The sequence below is a fragment of the Stenotrophomonas sp. BR163 genome (assembly GCF_047520985.2).
Classification (GTDB): domain Bacteria; phylum Pseudomonadota; class Gammaproteobacteria; order Xanthomonadales; family Xanthomonadaceae; genus Stenotrophomonas; species Stenotrophomonas sepilia.
Window position 1 is genome coordinate 22,260 of the sequence record NZ_JAXBRE020000007.1, and the last position, 20,508, is coordinate 42,767.

Annotated in this window: 16 protein-coding genes; 4 read left to right on the forward strand and 12 right to left on the reverse strand. The window is 67.3% G+C overall.

Annotated features, from left to right (window positions below):
- Nucleotides 1–13 precede the first annotated feature (13 nt).
- Together ACM0PY_RS07985 and ACM0PY_RS07990 are read right to left on the reverse strand one after the other, a co-directional pair.
- A complete protein-coding gene (locus ACM0PY_RS07985; protein WP_014648346.1) occupies nt 14–661 on the reverse strand; it encodes a protein-L-isoaspartate O-methyltransferase family protein in 648 nt (215 codons plus the stop codon).
- 135 nt (nt 662–796) lie between these two features.
- Entirely contained in the window at nt 797–1,477 is a 681-nt protein-coding gene (locus ACM0PY_RS07990; RefSeq protein WP_072167595.1) for a TetR/AcrR family transcriptional regulator, read from the reverse strand.
- A gap of 118 nt (nt 1,478–1,595) precedes the next feature.
- Here ACM0PY_RS07990 and ACM0PY_RS07995 point away from each other — a divergent pair, with 118 nt between their 5' ends.
- Together ACM0PY_RS07995 and ACM0PY_RS08000 are read left to right on the forward strand one after the other, a co-directional pair.
- A complete protein-coding gene (locus ACM0PY_RS07995; protein WP_134972403.1) occupies nt 1,596–2,726 on the forward strand; it encodes an efflux RND transporter periplasmic adaptor subunit in 1,131 nt (376 codons plus the stop codon).
- 4 nt (nt 2,727–2,730) lie between these two features.
- Nucleotides 2,731–5,892 (forward strand): efflux RND transporter permease subunit, encoded by a 3,162-nt coding sequence (locus ACM0PY_RS08000; RefSeq protein ID WP_134972402.1) that lies wholly within the window; start codon nt 2,731–2,733, stop codon nt 5,890–5,892.
- Between the two features lie 199 nt (nt 5,893–6,091).
- Here the strand turns inward: ACM0PY_RS08000 and ACM0PY_RS08005 are convergent, their stop codons facing one another.
- On the reverse strand, nt 6,092–6,997 hold the full coding sequence (locus ACM0PY_RS08005; RefSeq protein WP_414609426.1) for a LysR family transcriptional regulator: 906 nt from the start codon (nt 6,995–6,997) through the stop codon (nt 6,092–6,094).
- A 117-nt stretch (nt 6,998–7,114) separates the two neighbouring features.
- Here ACM0PY_RS08005 and ACM0PY_RS08010 point away from each other — a divergent pair, with 117 nt between their 5' ends.
- Nucleotides 7,115–7,888, forward strand: coding sequence for an SDR family oxidoreductase (locus ACM0PY_RS08010; protein ID WP_134972400.1), 774 nt, complete (start codon nt 7,115–7,117; stop codon nt 7,886–7,888).
- 102 nt (nt 7,889–7,990) lie between these two features.
- On the opposite strand, the gene leuB is transcribed toward ACM0PY_RS08010, so the two are convergent.
- The 9 genes from leuB to ilvC form a co-directional block, all read right to left on the reverse strand.
- Nucleotides 7,991–9,052: a 3-isopropylmalate dehydrogenase gene (gene leuB / locus ACM0PY_RS08015; protein WP_180885017.1), complete on the reverse strand. Its 1,062-nt coding sequence runs from the start codon at nt 9,050–9,052 to the stop codon at nt 7,991–7,993.
- Nucleotides 9,042–9,620 carry a 3-isopropylmalate dehydratase small subunit gene (leuD, locus tag ACM0PY_RS08020; RefSeq protein WP_235646790.1) on the reverse strand — a complete coding sequence of 193 codons (579 nt, stop codon included), beginning with the start codon at nt 9,618–9,620 and terminating at the stop codon, nt 9,042–9,044. The genes leuB and leuD overlap by 11 nt, the downstream gene beginning before the upstream one ends.
- Complete coding sequence (leuC, locus tag ACM0PY_RS08025) at nt 9,620–11,038, reverse strand: 3-isopropylmalate dehydratase large subunit (protein ID WP_134972398.1); 1,419 nt, start codon at nt 11,036–11,038, stop codon at nt 9,620–9,622. Before leuC ends, leuD begins: the two co-directional genes overlap by 1 nt.
- 60 nt (nt 11,039–11,098) lie before the next feature.
- Nucleotides 11,099–11,872, reverse strand: a complete 774-nt coding sequence (locus ACM0PY_RS08030) for a class I SAM-dependent methyltransferase (protein WP_414609425.1) — start codon at nt 11,870–11,872, stop codon at nt 11,099–11,101.
- Nucleotides 11,873–11,882: 10 nt separating this feature from the next.
- Nucleotides 11,883–13,469, reverse strand: coding sequence for a 2-isopropylmalate synthase (locus ACM0PY_RS08035; RefSeq protein WP_180885023.1), 1,587 nt, complete (start codon nt 13,467–13,469; stop codon nt 11,883–11,885).
- Nucleotides 13,466–14,557: a threonine dehydratase gene (locus ACM0PY_RS08040; RefSeq protein WP_072167586.1), complete on the reverse strand. Its 1,092-nt coding sequence runs from the start codon at nt 14,555–14,557 to the stop codon at nt 13,466–13,468. The genes ACM0PY_RS08035 and ACM0PY_RS08040 overlap by 4 nt, the downstream gene beginning before the upstream one ends.
- 96 nt (nt 14,558–14,653) lie before the next feature.
- Complete coding sequence (locus tag ACM0PY_RS08045; protein WP_134972152.1) at nt 14,654–14,905, reverse strand: ACT domain-containing protein; 252 nt, start codon at nt 14,903–14,905, stop codon at nt 14,654–14,656.
- Nucleotides 14,889–16,625, reverse strand: a complete 1,737-nt coding sequence (gene ilvG, locus ACM0PY_RS08050; protein ID WP_180885025.1) for an acetolactate synthase 2 catalytic subunit — start codon at nt 16,623–16,625, stop codon at nt 14,889–14,891. The genes ACM0PY_RS08045 and ilvG overlap by 17 nt, the downstream gene beginning before the upstream one ends.
- Before the next feature lie 39 nt (nt 16,626–16,664).
- Nucleotides 16,665–17,639 carry a ketol-acid reductoisomerase gene (gene ilvC, locus ACM0PY_RS08055; protein ID WP_134972153.1) on the reverse strand — a complete coding sequence of 325 codons (975 nt, stop codon included), beginning with the start codon at nt 17,637–17,639 and terminating at the stop codon, nt 16,665–16,667.
- Between the two features lie 671 nt (nt 17,640–18,310).
- Between ilvC and ggt the strand changes: the two genes are divergently transcribed.
- Nucleotides 18,311–20,029 carry a gamma-glutamyltransferase gene (ggt, locus tag ACM0PY_RS08060; protein WP_180885027.1) on the forward strand — a complete coding sequence of 573 codons (1,719 nt, stop codon included), beginning with the start codon at nt 18,311–18,313 and terminating at the stop codon, nt 20,027–20,029.
- Nucleotides 20,030–20,508 lie beyond the last annotated feature (479 nt).

Consider the following 20,508-nt stretch of genomic DNA (forward strand, 5'->3'; position numbering starts at 1 on the left):
GGCTTCCTTGGACTCAGAGGTGGAACTGGGGGGCCGGGGCGGCACCACGCAGGTAATCGATATCGGTCTCGAACAGGGACTCGGAGCTGCCGTCGGCCTTGACCAGCAGGGCCTCCATCGCCGGCGAGCGGCCGTGGATCACGAACAGGCGGCCACCCGGACGCAGCCACGAGGCGAACTGTGACGGCACCACGTCGACCGCACCAGTGACACAGATCACGTCAAAGCGGCGTTCGGTCTGCCAGGACAGGGCATCGGCCACTTCCACGCGGACGTTGGTGCCCAGGCCGGAGGCATCCAGGCGGGCACGCGCAGCGGCGGCAAGCTCCGGGTCGATTTCCAGGCTCAGCACATCGCGCGCCAGCGCGCCGATGCAGGCCGACAGGAAGCCGCTGCCCGTGCCGATTTCCAGCACTTCGTCACCCGGCTGCAGGTCCAGTGCCTGCAGGGTACGGCCCTCGATGACCGGCTTCATCATCTTCTGGCCGTGGCCGATCGGCAGTTCGACATCGGCGTAGGCCAGTGCCCGGTGCGCGTCGGCGACAAAGGCCTCGCGCGGCAGGCGGGCCAGGACGTCGAGCACCTTGATGTCCAGCACGTCCCAGGGACGGATCTGCTGTTCCACCATCAGTTCGCGGGCGTGGGCGTAATCAATCGTCATGAGGTTCAAATCCAGCGCAGTGGGCCGGCCATTTTACCGGTGCCGGAGGCCGGCGGCGCGCCCAGAGCATCAGCTGCCGGGGGCCGGGGTCGCAGTGCCGGAAGTCATCGCGACCTCCGGTTCGTTCAGTTTTGGTTATTCAGCCGTTCCGGCCCCTCGCGGCGCGTAGGCGCGCAGGAAGAAGTCGATGCTGGCGGTCACGTGGGCAACAGGGTCGCATTCCACGGGCGACAGTGGCATGCCGCACATCATATGCATGTGCACTTCGCCCTTGACCAGGGTCAGGAACTGCTCGCCGGCCAGAGCACAGTCGGTGATCTCCAGTTCGCCGCGTTCGGCGCGGGCGCGCAGGAAATCGGCCAGCGCCTCGCAGGTACGCTCGGGGCCGGCTTTCCAGAACAGCGCGCGCAGGCGTTCGTCGGTCTCCGGCGCCATCATCATGCGCTGGATCGAGATCGCCGCGTCGGAGGTGATCAGCTCGAAGAAGGCCAGGCCGATACCGATCAGCTGGTCGCGCAGCGGGCCGTCCGCGTCGGCTACGAACAACGCGTCGGGCAGCATTTCAACGCACTTTGACTGCACCGCCTCGGAGAACAGCGTCTCCTTGTCGCCAAAGTGGCTGTACACAGTCAGCTTCGAGACGCCGGCCTGAGCGGCGATGGTGTCCATGCTCACGCCGGTATACCCCTGTTCGATGAACAGTGCCTTGGCTGCTTCAAGGATCGCCGCGCGCTTGCCGAGGTCCTTGGGGCGCCCGGGTCCGGCGGCCTTGGCAGCGGGCTTGGCCGACGGCTTGCGGGAAGTGGGAGAACTCATCGCAACAATACTAGACCAAGCGGTTCGATATTTATACTATACCGGCCGGTTTATTAAATTGGGCCGGCAGTCGCGGCTCCCTCCTTAGTTGCAACCCTGCGTTTCAGGACGTTGACCGATGAAGATCGTGCGCTGGATGGGCGGTATGGTGTGGATGGCTGCGCTGGCAGCCTGTTCGGGGCAGGAACAGGCGCCACCGGCGGCCGTACCGGTGCTGGTGGTTCACCCCGGCGAGCAGGCCGGGCAGGCGCCGGCGGCATTCCCGGGCACGGTGCGTGCCCGGCAGGAAAGCCCGCTGTCGTTCCGCGTTGGCGGCAACCTGGTCAAGCGCCACGTCGATGCCGGGCAACGGGTGAAGAAGGGCGACGTGCTGGCCGAGCTGGACGTGGCTGATTTCGCGCTGCAGGCCCGCGCCTCGCAGGCGCAGCTGGCGGCAGCCGAAGCCGATCTGGTGCGCGCCCGCGATGACCTCAAGCGTTACCAGGTGCTGGCCGACCAGCAGCTGGTCAGCCGCTCGCAGCTGGACCAGCAGTCCGCCGCGTTCAAGGCCGCGCAGGGCCAGGCCAACGCCGCCCGCGCCAACCTCGATGTGCTCCGCAACCAGGCCGGCTACGCACAGCTGCGTGCGCCGGCCGACGGTGTGATCGCCAGCCGCGAGGCCGAGGCCGGGCAGGTAGTGTCCGCCGGGCAGACCATCTTCAACCTGGCCGCCGACGGTGGCCGCGAAGTGCTGATCGACCTGCCCGAGGCCACCATCCGCGACTATGCTGTGGGCCAACCGGTCGAGGTGGAGTTGTGGAACCGCCCCGGCCAGCGCCTGCCGGGCACGATCCGGGAGATCGCCGCCGCTGCCGATCCGCAGGCACGTACCTATGCGACCCGGGTCAGCCTGCCCGCCGATGCGCTGGCCGACGTCGAACTGGGCCAGAGTGCACGCGTCTACAGCAGCGCCGGTCGCCACGGCACCCTGCAGCTGCCGCTGGGCGCGCTGCAGCGCGGTGCCGGTGGTGCCGCCAGCGTGTGGGTGGTCGATCCGGCCAACAGCACGCTGAAGGCTACAGCGGTCACCACCGGTGCGTTTGGCAGCGAGACGGTACCGGTGCTGTCCGGCGTGAACGCGGGTGACTGGGTAGTTGCTGCGGGTGGCCATCTGCTGCGGGCCGGCCAGCCGGTGATCGCCGTGGACCGGCAGAACCGTCCTGTGCTGAAGCCGGCCACGCCGGCGGCTGCCGCCAAGGCCAGGGAGTAAGCCGGTGCGCCGCTTCAATCTTTCCGAGTGGGCGCTGTCCAACCGCCCGCTGGTGCTGTTCGCGATGCTCGCCTTCGCGCTGATCGGCGCGTGGTCGTACAAGCACCTGGGCCAGTCCGAGGACCCGCCGTTCACCTTCAAGGCGATGGTGGTGCGCACGTTGTGGCCCGGGGCCACTGCCGAGCAGGTCTCGCGGCAGGTGACCGAGCCGCTCGAGAAGGCGCTGATGAATACCGGCGAGTACGAGTTCATCCGCTCGTACTCGCGCCCGGGCGAATCGCAGATCATCTTCATGGCGCGCGACAGCCTGCGTTCCAGGCAGATCCCGGACCTGTGGTACCAGGTGCGCAAGCGCGTGGGCGACATCCGCCCGACGCTGCCGCGCGAGATCGTCGGTCCGTTCTTCAACGATGAGTTCGGCGACACCTACGGCAACATCTATGCGTTGACCGGCAAGGGCTTCGACTATGCGGTGATGCGCGACTACGCCGACCGCATCCAGCTGGAACTGCAGCGGGTGCCCGACGTCGGCAAGATCGACCTGGTCGGCCTGCAGGACGAGAAGGTGTGGATCGAACTGTCCAACACCCGGCTGGCCACGCTGGGCGTGTCGATGCAGCAGGTGCAGCAGGCGCTGGCCGACCAGAATGCAGTGACCGGCACCAGCTTCTTCGAGACCGCCACCGATCGCGTGCAGCTGCGGGTGACCGGCCAGTTCAACGACATCGAAGCGATCCGCCAGTTCCCGATCCGCGCCGGTGACCGCACTGTGCACCTGGGCGACATCGCCGAGGTCAAGCGTGGCTTCGCCGATCCGGCGTCGCCGAAGATGCGCTTCATGGGCGAAGAGGCGATCGGCCTGGCGGTGGCGATGAAGGATGGCGGTGACATCCTCAAGCTCGGCGCCAACCTCGATTCCGAGTTCGAACGCCTGCAGAAGACCCTGCCGGCCGGCATGCAGCTGCGAAAGGTGTCCGATCAGCCGCAATCGGTGGAAGAGTCGGTCGGCGAGTTCGTGCAGGTGCTGACCGAGGCGGTGGTGATCGTGCTGCTGGTCAGCTTCTTCTCGCTGGGCCTGCGCACCGGCCTGGTGGTGGGCGTGACCATCCCGCTGGTGCTGGCGATGACCTTCTTCGTCATGCACTACTTCGACATCGGCCTGCACAAGATCTCGCTGGGTGCATTGGTGCTGGCGCTGGGCCTGCTGGTGGACGATGCGATCATCGCGGTGGAGATGATGGCCACCAAGATGGAGCAGGGCTATGACCGCCTGCGCGCCGCCAGTTTCGCCTGGGAGTCGACCGCGTTCCCGATGCTGACCGGCACCCTGATCACCGCGGCCGGCTTCCTGCCCATTGCCACTGCGGCATCGAGTACCGGTGAATACACCCGCTCGCTGTTCCAGGTGGTGACCATCGCGCTGGTGGTGTCGTGGATCGCAGCGGTGCTGTTCATCCCTTACCTGGGCGACAAGATGCTGCCGGACCTGTTCAATCCGCAGCCGCCGAAGCCGGGCAGCCTGTCCGCGCGCTGGCACGCCAAGCGCCAGCAGTGGGCCGACCGCTATCCGGCGCTGGCCAACCTGATCGCGCCGCCGCAGCACGGGCACGACCACGATCCGTACCAGCGCCCGTTCTATCGTAGTTTCCGTCGCTTCCTCGATACCTGCCTGCGGCATCGCTGGTGGGTGATCGCGGCGACCATCGGCCTGTTCGTGTTCTCGCTGATGATGTTCCGCTTCGTGCCGCAGCAGTTCTTCCCGGACTCGACCCGGCCGGAACTGATGGTGGACATCGAGCTGGCCGAGGGCGCCTCGCTGCGCTCGACCCAGGCCCAGGCCGAGAAGCTTGAGAAGCTGCTGTCCAGCCGCGAGGGCATTGCCAACTACGTGTCCTATGTGGGCACCGGTTCGCCGCGCTTCTACCTGCCGCTGGACCAGCAGCTGCCGGCGACCAACTTCGCCCAGTTCGTGGTGCTGGCCAAGGACATCAGGTCACGCGAAAGCACACGCGACTGGCTGCTGCACGAGGTGATCCCGAAGTTCCCGGACGTGCAGATGCGCGTGACCCGCCTGGAGAACGGCCCGCCGGTCGGCTATCCGGTGCAGATGCGCATCTCCGGCGAGCACATCGAGAAGGTGCAGGCGATCGCGCGCCAGGTCGAGGCCAAGGTGCGGGAGAACCCGCACGTGATGAACGTCAACCTGGACTGGAGCGAGCCGAGCAAGGTGGTGCGCCTGGTGGTCGACCAGGAGCGCGCCCGCGCGCTGGGCGTGAGCAGCGCCCAGGTCAGCCAGTTCCTGTCCAGTTCGTTGGCCGGGCAATCGGTCAGCGTGTATCGCGAGGGCAATCGCCAGATCGAGATGCTGCTGCGCGGGCCGGCCGATGAGCGCAACCAGCTGGAGCTGCTGTCCAGCCTGTCGATGCCCACCGCCAACGGTGGCAGCATCACGCTGTCGCAGGTGGCGACGATGGAGTACGGCTTCGAGGACGGCATCATCTGGCACCGTAACCGGTTGCCGACGGTGACTGTGCGCGCCGACATCAGTGATGGCATGCAGGCGCTGGACGTGGTGCATCAGATCCTGCCCACACTGGACGGCATCCGTGCCGAGCTGCCCAGTGGTTACCTGCTGGAAACCGGCGGTACCGTGGAGGATTCGGCGCGTGGCCAGAACTCGATCAAGGCCGGCATGCCGCTGTTCCTGGTGGTGGTGGCCACGCTGCTGATGCTGCAGCTGCGCAGCTTCTCGCGTGCAGCGATGGTATTGGTGACCGCGCCGCTGGGCATCATCGGCGCGACCCTGTTCCTGCTGCTGTTCCGGGCGCCGTTCGGCTTCGTCGCGCTGCTGGGCACGATCGCACTGGCCGGCATGATCATGCGCAACTCGGTGATCCTGATCGACCAGATCCAGCAGGACATCGATGCCGGGCATGACCGTTGGCATTCGATCATCGACGCCACGGTGCGCCGCTTCCGCCCGATCGTGCTGACCGCACTGGCAGCCGTGCTGGCGATGATTCCGCTGTCGCGCAGCGCGTTCTACGGATCGATGGCGATCTCGATCATGGGCGGCCTGATCGTCGGTACGGTGCTGACCCTGGTGTTCCTGCCGGCGTTGTACGCGGCGTGGTTCCGGGTGAAGCCGGACGAATCCGGGGCGTGATGCCCCGGGTTCTGCGGCCGCGGCCCCTGGTAGGTGCCAACCCTGGCTGGCACATCTTCCAGTAGAGCCACCCCATGGGTGGCTGCGGATTTCCAGGCTCCGTCATCCACGCATGGCGTGGATCTACCGCGATTCGCCATCGCTCGGTAGGTGCCAACCTTGGTTGGCACGGATGCATGCATTCACGCATGGCGTGGATCTACCGCAGCTGCAGACCGATCCGTAGCACCGGTAGCAGCCATTCGATGAACACCTGCACGCGCAGCGCACGGTGCTGCCGATGCGGCTGCAGCAGGGTGACCGGCAATGGCTGTGCGACGTGCTGTGGCATCACTTCCACCAGCGCGCCGGATTGCAGCTCGGCCTGTACGTCGTAGCGCGGAATCTGCAAAAGACCCAACCCCGCCACACAGCACGCAATCGATGCCTCGGCGCTGTTCACACGCATCCAGCCAGGCATCGGCAGCGTGCGCAGTTGGCCGCCGTCCTGCCACTCCCACGGTTCCACCCGTGCCGTGGTCGGCGACGCGTAGTTCACCGCGCGGTGCTGCGGCAGGTCGGCAGGATGCTGCGGCACGCCGTGTTCGCGCAGGTATGCCGGCGCCGCAACGTTGGCAAAATCCAGTTGGCCCAGCGTGCGCGCCACCAGGCTGGAATCGCCCAGTTGGCCGACCCGCAGCACCGCATCGCAACCGTCTTCGATCAGGTTCACCGCGCGGTCGGTCATGCCCAGTTCGACTTCCACCTGCGGATACTGCGCGAAGAACCCGGGCAGCGCCGGTGCGATGATGCGGCGGCCGATGCGGCTGGGTACGTCGATCTTCAGCAGGCCCGACGGCTGGGCGTCGACCTGGAGGAACAGCGATTCGGCGTCTTCGACCTCGGCGATCAGGCGCAGGCAGCGCGCATGGAACACGTCGCCGTCGTGGGTGGTGGACACCCGGCGGGTCGAGCGCTGCAGCAGGCGGGTGCCGAGCCGCTGCTCCAGCTCCGCAATGGCTGCCGAGACCGTGGAACGGGGCAGGCCCAACTGGTCGGCGGCGCGCGTGAAGCTGGCGCACTCCACGACCCGGGTGAAGATGCGGAAGCGATCGATCCGGTCCATTGTTCGCTGGCTCTGGAAAGTTAAGTCAAAGTGGCGGGCTTTATCCGCATTTTCTGCACGATATCGTCGTCAGGGCAGGGTTGCCACCCCGGGCAGCCCCCTCCCGAGACCGAAGCCATGACCGAGCATTCCCTCAAGGGCAAGACCGTGCTGATCGCCGGTGGCGCCAAGAACCTGGGCGGCCTGATCGCCCGCGACTTCGCCGCACAGGGCGCCAAAGCCATCGTCATCCACTACAACAGTGCCGCTACCCAGCCCGATGCAGAAGCGACGGTAGCCGCGGTGCAGGCCGCCGGCAGCAAGGCGGTGGCCCTGCAGGGCGACCTGACGTCGGCGGCAGCGATGGAGCGCTTGTTCGCCGATGCCGTGGCCGCAGTCGGCCGTCCCGACATCGCCATCAATACGGTCGGCAAGGTATTGAAGAAACCGCTGCTGGACATCAGCGAAGTGGAGTACGACGAGATGAGCGCGGTCAATGCCAAGGCCGCGTTCTTCTTCCTGAAGGAGGCAGGTCGCCACGTCAATGACGGTGGCCGCATCTGCACCCTGGTCACCTCGCTGCTGGGTGCGTTCACGCCGTTCTATTCCAGCTACGCCGGCACCAAGGCGCCGGTCGAGCACTTCACCCGCGCGGCGTCGAAGGAGTTCGGCGAGCGCGGCATTTCGGTGACCGCGATCGGTCCCGGTCCGATGGACACGCCGTTCTTCTATCCGGCCGAGAGCGCCGATGCGCAGGCGTATCACAAGACTGCGGCGGCGTTGTCGGCGTTCAGCCGCACCGGGCTGACCGACATCGTCGATATCGTGCCGTGGATCCGCTTCCTGGTGACGGATGGCTGGTGGATGACCGGGCAGACGATTCTGGTCAATGGTGGGTACACCACCAAGTAACGCAGCCACGCATGGCGTGGATCTACCGGTAGAGCCACCCCATGGGGGGCTGCGCACGATATCCGACGGGAAGCGCGCCACGCATGGCGTGGCGCTACCGGATCAGCCCAGCTTCGCCAGCACCGCGTCGGTCGCTGCCGCGGTGCTCACCGCCTTGCCCTTCGCAGCCAGATCAGCAGTGAACACGCCGTCATCCAGCACCGCATGCACGGCGGCTTCCACGGCTGCCGCTTCGGCTTCCAGCCCCAGCGAATGGCGCAGCAGCATCGCGGCGCTGAAGATTGTCGCATACGGATTGGCGATGCCCTTGCCGGCGATGTCCGGGGCCGAACCGTGGATGGGCTCGTAAATGCCCACCGCCCCCGGCTCGCCCAGCGAGGCCGACGGCAGCAGGCCCAGCGAACCGGCCAGCATCGAGGCCTCATCGGTGAGGATGTCGCCGAACATGTTCTCGGTGACGATCACGTCGTACTCGCGTGGCTTGGCCAGCAGGTGCATGGCCATCGAATCGACCAGCTGGTGCTCCAGCGCCACCTCCGGGAACTCCTCGCGGCCAATGCGTGCGGCCACGTCGCGCCACAGGCGCGAGGTTTCCAGCACATTGGCCTTGTCCACCGAAGTAACCTTGCCGCGACGCTGCTGGGCCAGGCGGAAGGCACTGCGCAGCACGCGCTCGATCTCGGCCACGGTGTAGCGGCACAGGTCGCTGGCGCTGTCGGCGTCGCGGGTCTTGTCGCCGAAGTAGATGCCGCCGGTCAGTTCACGCACCACCACGAAGTCCACGCCCTGCAGCAGCTCCGCCTTGATCGGCGAGGCGTGCAGCGCGGCCTCGTGGGTACGCACCGGGCGCAGGTTCGCGTACAGGCCCAGCGCCTTGCGGATCGCCAGCAGGCCTTGCTCGGGGCGCACCTTGGCGTTCGGGTCGGACCACTTCGGGCCACCGACCGCGCCCAGCAGTACCGCATTGGCGGCCTGGCAGGCGGCCAGCGTCGACGCCGGCAGCGGCTCGCCGTGGCGGTCGATGGCGATGCCACCGATGTCGTGCTCGCTGAAAGTGAAGGTGTGGTTGAAGCGGTCGGCGACCGCCTTCAGGACGGCAACTGCCGCGGCGGCCACTTCCGGGCCGATGCCATCACCGGGCAGGACAACAATCTCAGCGTGCATGCTCACTCTCGTAACGTTCGATTTCAGGGACACGGCCCAGCAGATACCCCAACTGGTCGACGCCTTCCAGCAGGCAGGTCTGCGAGAAGCCATCCAGCGGGAAGGAATAGACGCGGCCATCGGGGGTGCGCAGTTCGCGCGCAGCCACGTCGATGGTCAGCGCATCGTCCGGGCGTTGCATCAGCGCCTGTACGTCGGCCTCGTCCAGCACGATCGGCAGCAGGCCGTTCTTCAGCGCGTTGCCGCGGAAGATGTCCGCGATCTCGCTGCTGACGATGGCGCGCAGGCCCAGGTCGGTCAGCGCCCAGGGGGCGTGTTCGCGCGACGAGCCGCAAGCGAAATTGCGGCCCGCCAGCAGGATGCTGCGGCCGGCGTTGTGCGGCTGGTTGAAGGCGAAGTCGGCCACTGGCGAACCATCAGCTTGCCAGCGCCAGTCGTTGAACGCGTTGCGACCCAGCCCGGCACGCTCGGTGGTGGACAGGAACCGCGCCGGGATGATCTGGTCGGTGTCGATGTTGGTCTGGCGCAGCACCACGCTGGCCGAGGTCAGGGTACGGAAACCGGCCATCACGCCACCTCCTGTGCGAACAGTTCGCGGGTATCTGCGACGTGCCCGTTCACCGCCGCCCATGCAGCGCTCATCGGCGAGGCCAGCAGCGTGCGCGAACCGGGGCCCTGCCGGCCTTCAAAATTGCGGTTGCTGGTGCTCACGGCCAGCTGGCCGGGCGCGACCAGATCGCCGTTCATTGCGATGCACATCGAGCAGCCCGGCTCGCGCCACTCGGCCCCGGCCGCGCGCACGATCTCGTGGATGCCTTCGGCTTCGGCCTCGCGCTTGACGATCTCCGAGCCCGGCACCACCAGCATGCGGACCCGGTCGGCGACGCGACGACCGCGCAGCACCTGCGCCACTTCGCGCATATCACTCAGGCGGCCGTTGGTGCACGAACCAACGAACACTACGTCCACCGGTGTGCCCGCCAGCGCCTTGCCGGCCTGGAAGTGCATGTAGTCCAGGCCCTTCTGCGCGGCGGCATCGTTGGCGGCGGGAATCGGCGCATCCACGGCGATCGCGGTACCCGGATGCGTGCCCCAGGTCAGGGTCGGGCGGATGTCGGCGGCGTCGATGTGCACTTCGCTGTCGAAGCGCGCGCCGTCATCGCTGCGCAGCTGTTGCCAGCGCGCCACGGCAGCGTCGAAGTCGGCGCCCTTGGGGCCGCGCGGCGTAGCGGCGACGAAGTCGAAGGTGACCTGGTCGGGCGCGACCATGCCGGCGCGTGCACCTGCTTCGATCGACATGTTGCACAGGGTCATGCGCTGTTCCATGTCCATCGCTTCGATGGTGCTGCCACGGAACTCGATCACATGGCCGGTGCCGCCGTTGACGCCGATCACGCCGATGATGTGCAGTACCACATCCTTGGCGCCGACGCCGGGTGCCAGCGCACCGTCAACGGTGATCGCGAAGGTCTTGGCCTTGCGCTGCAGCAGGCACTGCGTGGCCAGCACGTGGCCGACCTCGCTGGTGCCGATGCCGAAGGCCAGCGAGCCGAATGCACCGTGGGTGGAGGTGTGGCTGTCGCCGCAGACGATGGTCATGCCGGGCTGGGTGAAGCCCTGTTCCGGCGCAATGACATGGACGATGCCGCGGTTGTCCGAGGCCATGTCGAACAGCTCGATGCCGTGCTCGGCGCAATTTCGCGCCAGGGTGGCGACCTGTGCCTCGGAAGCGGCGCTGGCGTAGGGCAACGTGCCGTCTGCGGCAGCCGGCAGGGTCGGCGTGGAATGGTCCATCGTCGCCTTGGTGCGGTCCGGGCGGCGCGGCGACAGGCCGCGCCCGCGCAGTTCGGTGAATGCCTGCGGTGAGGTCACCTCGTGGATCAGGTGCAGGTCGATGTACAGCACGGCGGGCGCGCTGTCGGATTCGGGAACCACCACGTGGGCGTCCCACAGTTTGTCGTACAGGGTGCGGGGTGCGGAAGTCATGCGTATGCCTGGCAGAAGTACGAGATAGCGAACATCAGTAAAGAAAGCGGAACGGTCAAGTCAGCGCCGGCGGGCGAGCACACGCAGGCGCACGTAGTCGGCCAGCGGCTGGCCGGCGGCATTGCGTGGCAGGTCGGCCAGCAACGCGGTGGCCGCCTCGCGCACGGTGGCGCGGGCCTCGGCGGGCAGGTCATCCAGCAGTGGCGCGGCGAATACCCGCAGCCAGCCGGCCGCGCCGGTCGGCAGCGGGGTCGGGCGCGGCGTGCATTCGATCAGTTGCACCTGGAAGCCATGCTGGCGCAGGCGGTCGGCATAGGCATCGGCGGTCGGGAAGTACCACTGGAAGGTGCTGGCGCCATGGCCGTGGGCCACGCGTGCGGCCTGTACCGCCGCGACGATCGTGGCCACGTTGCCATGGCCGCCGAACTCGGCGACGAAGCGGCCACCGGGGCGCAGCGCGCGACGCACGCCTTCCAGCACGCGGTCCGGGTTGCCCATCCAATGCAATGCGGCATTGCTGAAGACCGCATCGAACTCGCTGTCGAACGACAACGCGTGGCCGTCCATCACCTGCGCGTCGAGGCCACGTGCACGGGCGGCGATCACCAGTTCCGGCGACGCGTCCACGCCGTGGATGCGCGCGCCGCTCAGGGCCAGTTCGGTGCTGAGCACGCCGTCGCCACAGCCCAGGTCGAGGATGCGCTCACCGGCGCGCGGATCGAGCAGGCGCGCGACCGCGCCACCGAGCAACGGTACGAAGCCGGCATCGATCGCATAGTCCTGGGCGTTCCACTGCTGGCCAGCGGCTGCGGTAGGAGTGTCGAAGGCGCTCATCTCGGGCTCCTCAGGCGGTTGCGGGGGTGGGAACGTCGGTGCTGCTGTGGGTGGCGGCGTGGCGCTGGCGCAGCAGGCGGTTGGCCACGTCCAGCCAGGCCAGCGCGGAGGCTTCGATGATGTCCTTGCTGGTGCCGGTGCCGTCGTACTCCACGCCGTCGTGGCGCACGCTCAGATTGGCTTCACCGCGCGCATCGGCGCCGATGCCGACGCTGTGCACCTGGTAGCTGTCCAGCATCAGCTGCACGCCGGTGGCAGCCGACAGCGCGCCGAACAGCGCATCGACCGGGCCGTCGCCCTGCGCGGTCTCGGCCACGCGGTTGCCGTCCGGGTCGGACAGTTCGACCAGTGCATTGGCGCGGCTGCCGACGTCGCTGATGGTCATCGACGCCAGGCGATAGCCCTGCGCGTTGGAGCCGCCCTGCATCAAGGTTTGCAGGTCGGCATCGGTGACCACGCGCTGCTGTTCGCACAGGCCCTTGAACTGCTCGAACACCAGCTTCAGTTCGTCTTCGTCCAGCCAGAAGCCCAGTGCACGCAGGCGTGCTTCGACGGCGGCGCGGCCACTGTGGCGACCCAGCACCATCTGCGAATCTTCCCAGCCCACGTCTTCCGGGCGCATGATTTCGTAGGTGCCGCGATGGCGCAGCATGCCGTGCTGGTGGATGCCCGATTCGTGGGCGAAGGCATTGGCACCGACGATGGCCTTGTTGCGCTGTACCGGCATGCCGACCAGGCGCTGCAGCAGCTGCGAGGTGCCGACGATGCGCGGGGTGTTGATCGAACTGTCCTGTTCGTAGAAGGCCTGGCGGACTTTCAGCACCATCGCGATCTCTTCCAGCGAACAGTTGCCGGCACGCTCGCCGATGCCGTTGATGGTGCACTCGACCTGGCGCGCGCCGCCTTCGATGGCGGCCAGCGAGTTGGCCACGGCCAGGCCCAGGTCATTGTGGCAGTGCGCGCTGAAGATCACGTTGGCGGCATTCGGCACATCGGCGACGCCGGCGATGACCTGCTGGAACATCGCGCGGATTTCTTCCGGCGTGGTGAAGCCGACGGTGTCGGGCAGGTTGATGGTGGTGGCGCCGGCGGCAATGGCTACGCGCGAGACTTCGATCAGGTAGTCCAGCTCGGTGCGGGTGGCATCCTCGGCCGAGAATTCGACATCGTCGATGTACGAGCGTGCCAACGATACATGCTTGCGTACCGATTCCAGCACCTGCTCGCGGGTCATCCGCAGCTTGTGTTCGCGGTGCAGCGGGCTGGTGGACAGGAACACGTGCAGGCGCGGGTTGGCCGCAGCTTCCAGGGCACGCGCCGAGGTTTCGATATCGGCCTGCAGGCAGCGCGACAGCACGGCCAGGCTCAGGCTCGGGCGGCGCAGCTCACGGCCGATCAGCGCCATCGCCTCGCGGTCGGACTGCGAGCTGGCCGGGAAGCCGGTCTCGATGATGTCCACGCCCAGTTCGTCCAGCGCACGCGCCATCACCAGCTTCTGCGGCGGGCTCATGCTGCAGCCGGGGGACTGCTCGCCGTCACGCAGGGTGGTGTCGAAGATGCGGATGCGCGGGGTGGTAATTCGTTCGATGGTGGTCACAGGGAAATCTCCTCGACAGCGGGTGCGGCGGCTTGCAGGGGGGAAGGGGAAGAGGTGGGGGACGCGAGGGCGCTGGCCTTGCCGGGCGAGCGTGGGGTTTCACTACGCCGTCGCCGTGGTTTGCGCGGCGGGCGCGGCCGGATGTCGGTGAGCAGGCCGGCCAGGACACCCGCATCGATATTCCCGCCGGACACCACCGCGCACTTGCGGCGGCCAGCGACACGGCGGCCAGCTGCCAGCGCCAGCGCACCGGCGCCCTCGGCGATGATGTGTTCTTCCAGTGCCAGCCGGACCAGGGTTTCACGCAGTTCGGCTTCGCGCACGATCACCACGTCGTCCAGCAGCGAGGTGCACAGGCGTCGGGTCAGGAAACCGGGAATCTTCACCCGCACGCCGTCGGCCAGCGAGGCGACGGGGGCGATCTCGCGCGCGTCGCCGCGGATGGCGCGCGCCATTGAGTCGACGCCTTCCACCTGGGCGCCGATCACGCGCACGCCCTGTGATTTCAGCGCCAGTGCAACGCCGGAGGCCAGTCCGCCACCACCGATCGGCACGATCACCACGTCCGGCGCGTGCGCGGCCAGCTCGATGCCGACCGTACCCTGGCCGGCAATCACATCGGCGTCGTCGAACGCGGACAGGAAGCGGTAGCCATGGCGCTGTGCCAGTTCGACGGCGAAGGCGTAGGCCTCGTCATAGCTGGTGCCATGCTGGCGCACGGTGGCGCCCCAGTGAGCGACGCCGGCGATCTTGGTCGCCGGTGCGCCATGCGGCATCACGGTGATGGCCGGGACGTCCAGGCGGTAGGCCGCCCACGCCACGCCCTGGGCATGGTTGCCGGCCGAGGCGCAGATCACCGGCCGGGTATCGCCGCGCTCGCGGCCGGCCAGCAGCGCGTTCAACGCGCCGCGCACCTTGTAGGACCCGGTGCGCTGCAGGTTCTCCAGCTTCAGCCAGGTGCCGAAGCGCTCGGCATGGTGCAGCGGGGTAGGCGGCAGGAAGCGGCGCAGCCGGGCCTGCGCCGCCAGTACGTCGGCGACGCTTACGTCGCCGACATCGCTTTCCTGGCTGGCATCAGCGGCCGGCATGGGCCACCAGCGGGGTGCAGGCGACCGCCGCATGCGGGCACGGGCGACGAAGAAGACGCCTCCGTACCGGCACCGTGGTCACTACGGTACGGGTGTTCATACGGATGCTCCTTCCACGGCGGTGACCTGCACGGACACGCAGTCGTAGATCTTCTCGATCTGCCGGCACAGCGTTTCCGCCGGGCGCTGGCCATCCACCACCAGCTGCAGGTGCCAGCGGCCATCGTCGTCGGCCACCGGCGCACCGCTGATCGCACGCGGCGCGAAGCCACGGCGCTCGGCCATGCCGATCACGCGCAACAGTGCGCCTTCGGCCGGGTGCAGCACCAGGTCAAGCCGGTAGTGCATTGGGGATCTCCTGGCGGGCATGGGCGGGGTTGCTTTCCAGCATCGTGCTGTTGGCGGTGTTCGGTGGCACCAGCGGCCATACGTTGGCGCGTGCATCGATGGCCACGTGCAGTAGTGCCGGGCCGGGTTCGGCCAGCAGCGCGGCCAGGCCACCCTCGACGTCATCCCGCGCGTCGATGCGGGTGGCGGAAATGCCGAACACCTGCGCCAGCGCCACGAAGTCCGGGTTGTCGGACAGGTCGATCTCGCTGTAGCGCTCGGCGAAGAACAGCTCCTGCCACTGCCGCACCATGCCCAGCGAACTGTTGTCCAGCAGCACGATCTTCACCGGCAGGCGGCAACGCGCGATGGTCGCCAGCTCCTGCACGTTCATCATGAAGCTGCCGTCGCCGGACACCAGCACCACGGTGCGATCAGGGCAGGCGAACTGCGCACCCATGGCGGCCGGCAGGCCGAAGCCCATGGTGCCCAGCGCGCCACTGGTCAGGTGGTTGCGCGGGTGGTTGAAGCGGCAGTGCTGGGCCACCCACATCTGGTGCTGGCCAACGTCGCAGGCGATCACCGCATCGGCCGGGGCCAGCTCGCTCAGGCGCTTCAGCAGGGCCGGCGCGTAGATGTGCTGGCCCGGTGCGTCGTAGCGCGCGGCGAAGCGATCGCGATGCTGCGCACAGCGCTTGCGCCACGCCTCCTGGTGGGCCTTGGGGGAGGGGAAGGCCGCACGCAGGGCGCGGATGGCATGGCCGACATTGCCGGGCACGGCGACATCGGCACTGCGCAGCTTGGAGATCTCGTACGCATCGGCATCGATGTGGACGACACGGGCGAACGGTGCGAACTCCGCCAGCTTGCCGGTGGCACGGTCGTCGAAGCGTGCGCCCAGCACCAGCAGCAGGTCGCTTTCCTGCACCGCCATGTTGGCCGCGCGGGTGCCGTGCATGCCCAGCATGCCCAGCGACTGCGGATGGCTGGCCGGCAGTACACCCAGGCCGCGCAGCGTCATCACGGTGGGGATGGCACTGGCCTCGACGAAGTCGCGCAGGTCCTGCACCGCATCACCCAGCGCGATGCCACCGCCGGCGTAGACCACCGGCTTCTCGGCCGCCGCCAGCGCGGCGATGGCCTCGGCGATGGCCGCCTCGGCCGGCGCCGGCGGCGGTTCGACGCTGCTGGGCACATGCGCCGGCAGATGGCTGGCATCGGCCAACTGCACATCCTTGGGCAGGTCGATCAGCACAGGGCCGGGGCGACCTTCGCGGGCGATCCGGAACGCATCGGCCACCACGCGCGGCAGGTCATCGACGCTGCGCACCAGCCAGCTGTGCTTGACGATCGGCATCGTCAGGCCGAACACATCCAGTTCCTGGAAGGCGTCGGTGCCCAGCAGCGGGGTGCCGACCTGGCCGGTGATGCAGACCATCGGTACCGAGTCCAGCATCGCATCGGCGATGCCGGTGACCAGGTTCGACGCGCCCGGGCCGGAGGTGGCCACGCAGACGCCCACCTGGTTGCTGGCGCGGGCGAAACCGTTGGCGGCCAGCGCCGCGCCCTGCTCATGGCGTACCAGGATGTGCTTCAGCGACGAATCCACCAGCGCGTCGTAGAACGGCATGATGGTGCCGCCGGGATAGCCGAACAGCGTGCGGACGCCTTCGGCCTCCAGCGCCTGGGTCAGCCAGCGCGCGCCGTTGGGCGGCGCGCTGCGGTGTGTGGAAGAGTTCATGGGGGAACCTTGCAAAGCGGGTGGGGGAGGGCAGCGCGGTTACGCGGCCTGTCCTTGCAACCAGATCATCTTGGCGCGCAGTTCCTTGCCCACCTTTTCGATCGGGTGCTCCAGGTCGGCCTGCTTGAACCTGTTGTAGTTCGGCAGGCCCGCTTCGTACTCGGCCACCCAGTTCTTGGTGAAGGTGCCGTCCTGGATGTCCTTCAGGACTTCCTTCATGCGCGCCTTGGTGCTGGCGTCGATCACGCGCGGGCCGCTGACGTAGTCGCCGTACTGCGCGGTCTCGGAGATGAATTCCAGCATGCGCGAGATGCCGCCTTCGTAGAACAGGTCGACGATCAGCTTCAGCTCGTGCAGTACCTCGTAGTAGGCGATCTCCGGCTGGTAGCCGGCTTCCACCAGGGTCTCGAAACCGGCCTGCACCAGCGCCGACGCACCACCACACAGCACCGCCTGCTCGCCGAACAGATCGGTCTCGGTTTCTTCCTTGAAGGTGGTCTGGATCAGGTTGGCGCGGGCACCGCCGAGGCCGGCCGCATAGGCCTGGGCATGCTGCGCGGCCTTGCCGCTGACGTCCTGGTAGACCGCCCAGATGCACGGCACGCCACGGCCGATCTCGTACTCACGGCGCACCAGCGCACCCGGACCCTTCGGCGCGACCAGCACGACGTCCAGATCGGCGCGCGGCTCGATCATGCCGTAGTGCACGTTCAGTCCGTGGGCGAACAGCAGGCACGCCCCCTGCTTCATGTTCGGCGCCAGCACATCGTTGTAGAGCTTCTTCTGCACCATGTCGGGGGTCAGCACGGCGACCAGATCGGCGTCCTTCACCGCATCGGCGGGCGCGACCACGGTGAATCCATCGGCCTGGGCCTTGGCTTCGGTCGGACCGCCCGGACGCAGGCCTACCACCACGTCGAAGCCGGATTCGCGCAGGTTCAGTGCGTGGGCGCGGCCCTGGCTGCCGTAGCCGATGACGGCGATCTTGGTCTGGGGCAGGTCGTTGGTGCTCATGGGGGAGGTTCCTTGCGGTGGGAAGAAAAAAGAACGGCCGGTCGTCGAGGTGACGTGTCGGCCGGTCAGGGGAAAGCGGTGGAGGGGGCGCCGCGCATCGCACAGGCACAGCCACCACGAGGCGTGGTGCTGCAGGTCCGGGTTGTGCGATGAGCGTTGGTCATGGTGGTTGCGTCTGAAACCAGGTCCTGAAATGAAAAAACCCGCACCGGGGCGGGTGCGGGTTTTTGAAGAGTTCCGGTGTGTCTGTTGCTTACACGCTGGCTCGTCCCGCACCTGTGGGTTGGGTAATAAGTACGAGCACAAGAATCGAACGCAGCGAGGCGGCGCCGATGGCGGCGGCTTCGATGTGGGTTCGCGGTGGCGTGTTGTGATGCAACATGCGATCGAGAGAAACACAGGCGTTTTGGCGGTGTCAACCCTCGCGACAGTTTTTTTATCGGTTTCCAGTGAGTCCAGCTAAATCGCTTGCGGCACAAGGATGGTTGCCGCTGAAAGTGTTTCAGTGAACCCGAATTCACTCTTTTCAGGGCGGTTTTTGCGCGGAATCCGGCGGCTTTCTGGCTTCCTCCGCATCTAACCCAGGATCAACGTCCATGACCTCTGCCCGATACCGTAGGAAGGTCGCAGCGGCGAAGATCAGGGGATCAGCCTTCCACCGGAACCCGACCGTGTCCCGACGCCTTGCCCGCTCCCTGCTCGCCGCCGCCGTGCTGGCTGCCGTGCCTGCACTGTCCATCGCCGCCGACCGCATCACCGGCCACACCTTCGCCACCCGTTCGGAGGTGATCGCCCCGCATGCGATGGCGGCCACCTCGCAGCCGCTGGCCACCCAGATCGCGCTGGACGTGATGAAGGGCGGAGGCTCGGCAGTCGACGCGGCGATCGCGGCCAATGCCGCGCTCGGCCTGATGGAGCCGACCGGCAACGGCATCGGTGGCGACCTGTTCGCCATCGTCTGGGACCCAAAGACGCAGAAGCTCTACGGCTACAACGGCTCGGGCCGCTCGCCGAAGTCGCTCACCCTGGCCGAGTTCCAGCGTCGTGGCCTGAAGGACATCCCGGCCACCGGCCCGTTGCCGGTGTCGGTGCCCGGAGCGGTCGACGGCTGGTTCGCCCTGCACGACCGTTTCGGTCGCAAGCCGATGGCCGACAACCTGGCGCCGGCCATCCGTTACGCCCGCGAAGGGCACCCGGTGGCCGAGGTGATCGCCTACTACTGGGACCGTTCGGTGCCCAAGCTGTCGCAGTACCCGGGCTTCAAGGAGCAGTTCACGATCAACGGCCACGCTCCGCGCAAGGGCGAGATGTGGAAGAACCCGAACCTGGCCAGCACCCTGCAGAAGATCGCCGACGGCGGGCGCGACGCCTTCTACAAGGGAGACATCGCCCGCACCGTCGGTGACTACTTCAAGGCCAACGGTGGCTACCTGAGCTACCAGGACATGGCCGAGCACCACGGTGAATGGGTCGAGCCGGTCAGCAGCAACTACCGTGGCTACGACGTCTGGGAGCTGCCACCCAACAGCCAGGGCATCGCTGCGCTTCAGATCCTCAACGTGCTGGAAGGCTACGATTTCTCGAAGATCCCGTTCGGCTCACCCGAGCACGTGCACCTGTTCGTCGAAGCGAAGAAGCTGGCCTTCGCCGACCGTGCGCGCTTCTACGCCGACATGGCATTCCAGCCGGCGCCGGTGCAGAAGCTGATCTCCAAGGAGTACGCCGCGCAGCGCCGGGCGCTGATCTCGATGGACAAGGCCTTGAAGGAAGTGCAGCCAGGCACACCGAAGCAGCTGGAGGAAGGCGACACGATCTACATGACCGTGGCCGACGCCGACGGCATGATGGTCTCGTTGATCCAGTCCAATTACCGCGGCATGGGCAGCGGCATGGCGCCGCCGGGATTGGGCTTCATCCTGCAGGACCGCGGCGAGATGTTCGTGCTGCAGAAGAACCATCCCAACGGATACGCACCGGGCAAGCGCCCCTTCCAGACGATCATTCCGGGGTTCATCACCAAGGGTGGCAAGCCGTATGCCAGCTTCGGCGTGATGGGGGGCGCGATGCAGCCGCAGGGCCATGCGCAGATCGTGATGAACCTGGTGGACTTCGGCATGAACCTGCAGGAAGCCGGTGACGCACCGCGCATCCAGCATGAGGGCTCCACCGAGCCGACCGGCCAGGCCACGGCGATGACCGACGGTGGTGAAGTGAACCTGGAAACCGGCTTCCCGTATGAAACCGTGCGTGCGCTGATGCGCAAGGGGCATCGCATCGTGTTCGCCGACGGCCCGTATGGTGGCTATCAGGCGATCATGCGCGATCCCGAGACCGGGGTGTACTACGGTGCTTCGGAGAGCCGCAAGGATGGGCAGGCGGCGGGGTATTGAGGTTTCCCGGGCACCGGGCTGAGCCCCCTCGCGGCTGAGCGCTGGAGCAGGTTCATGCGCTGGGGCGTGCGGGTGGGAGTGTCGGGGGACGCCGTAAATACGTCCTTGTAGGCTTAGCCGCGCCATCCATGGCGCGGATACCCCCGCCACTCCCACCCGCACGCCCCCCGAGAATTTCCGTGCGCGTCAGCCACGGAAGAGAAGGAAGAAGATCAAGAGCAAAGGCAACAGCGACAGCCGCGCGCTGTGGGTTGGGGTCGGATCCGTTTTCCGAAGGAAAACGGATCCGACCCCTTCTTGTTTTCCGATACACCTGATCCACGCATGGCGTGGATCTACTGCCGTCACCGGGAAATCGTCGGCGGCGGGGAGGGGGCAGATGGCGGGACCGTCCACGGCATGGATGCCGTGGCCGAGCCTACAGGGACGTACTTGCGGCGTGTCCCGCCATCTGCCCCCTCCCCGCCAAGCAAGCAGAA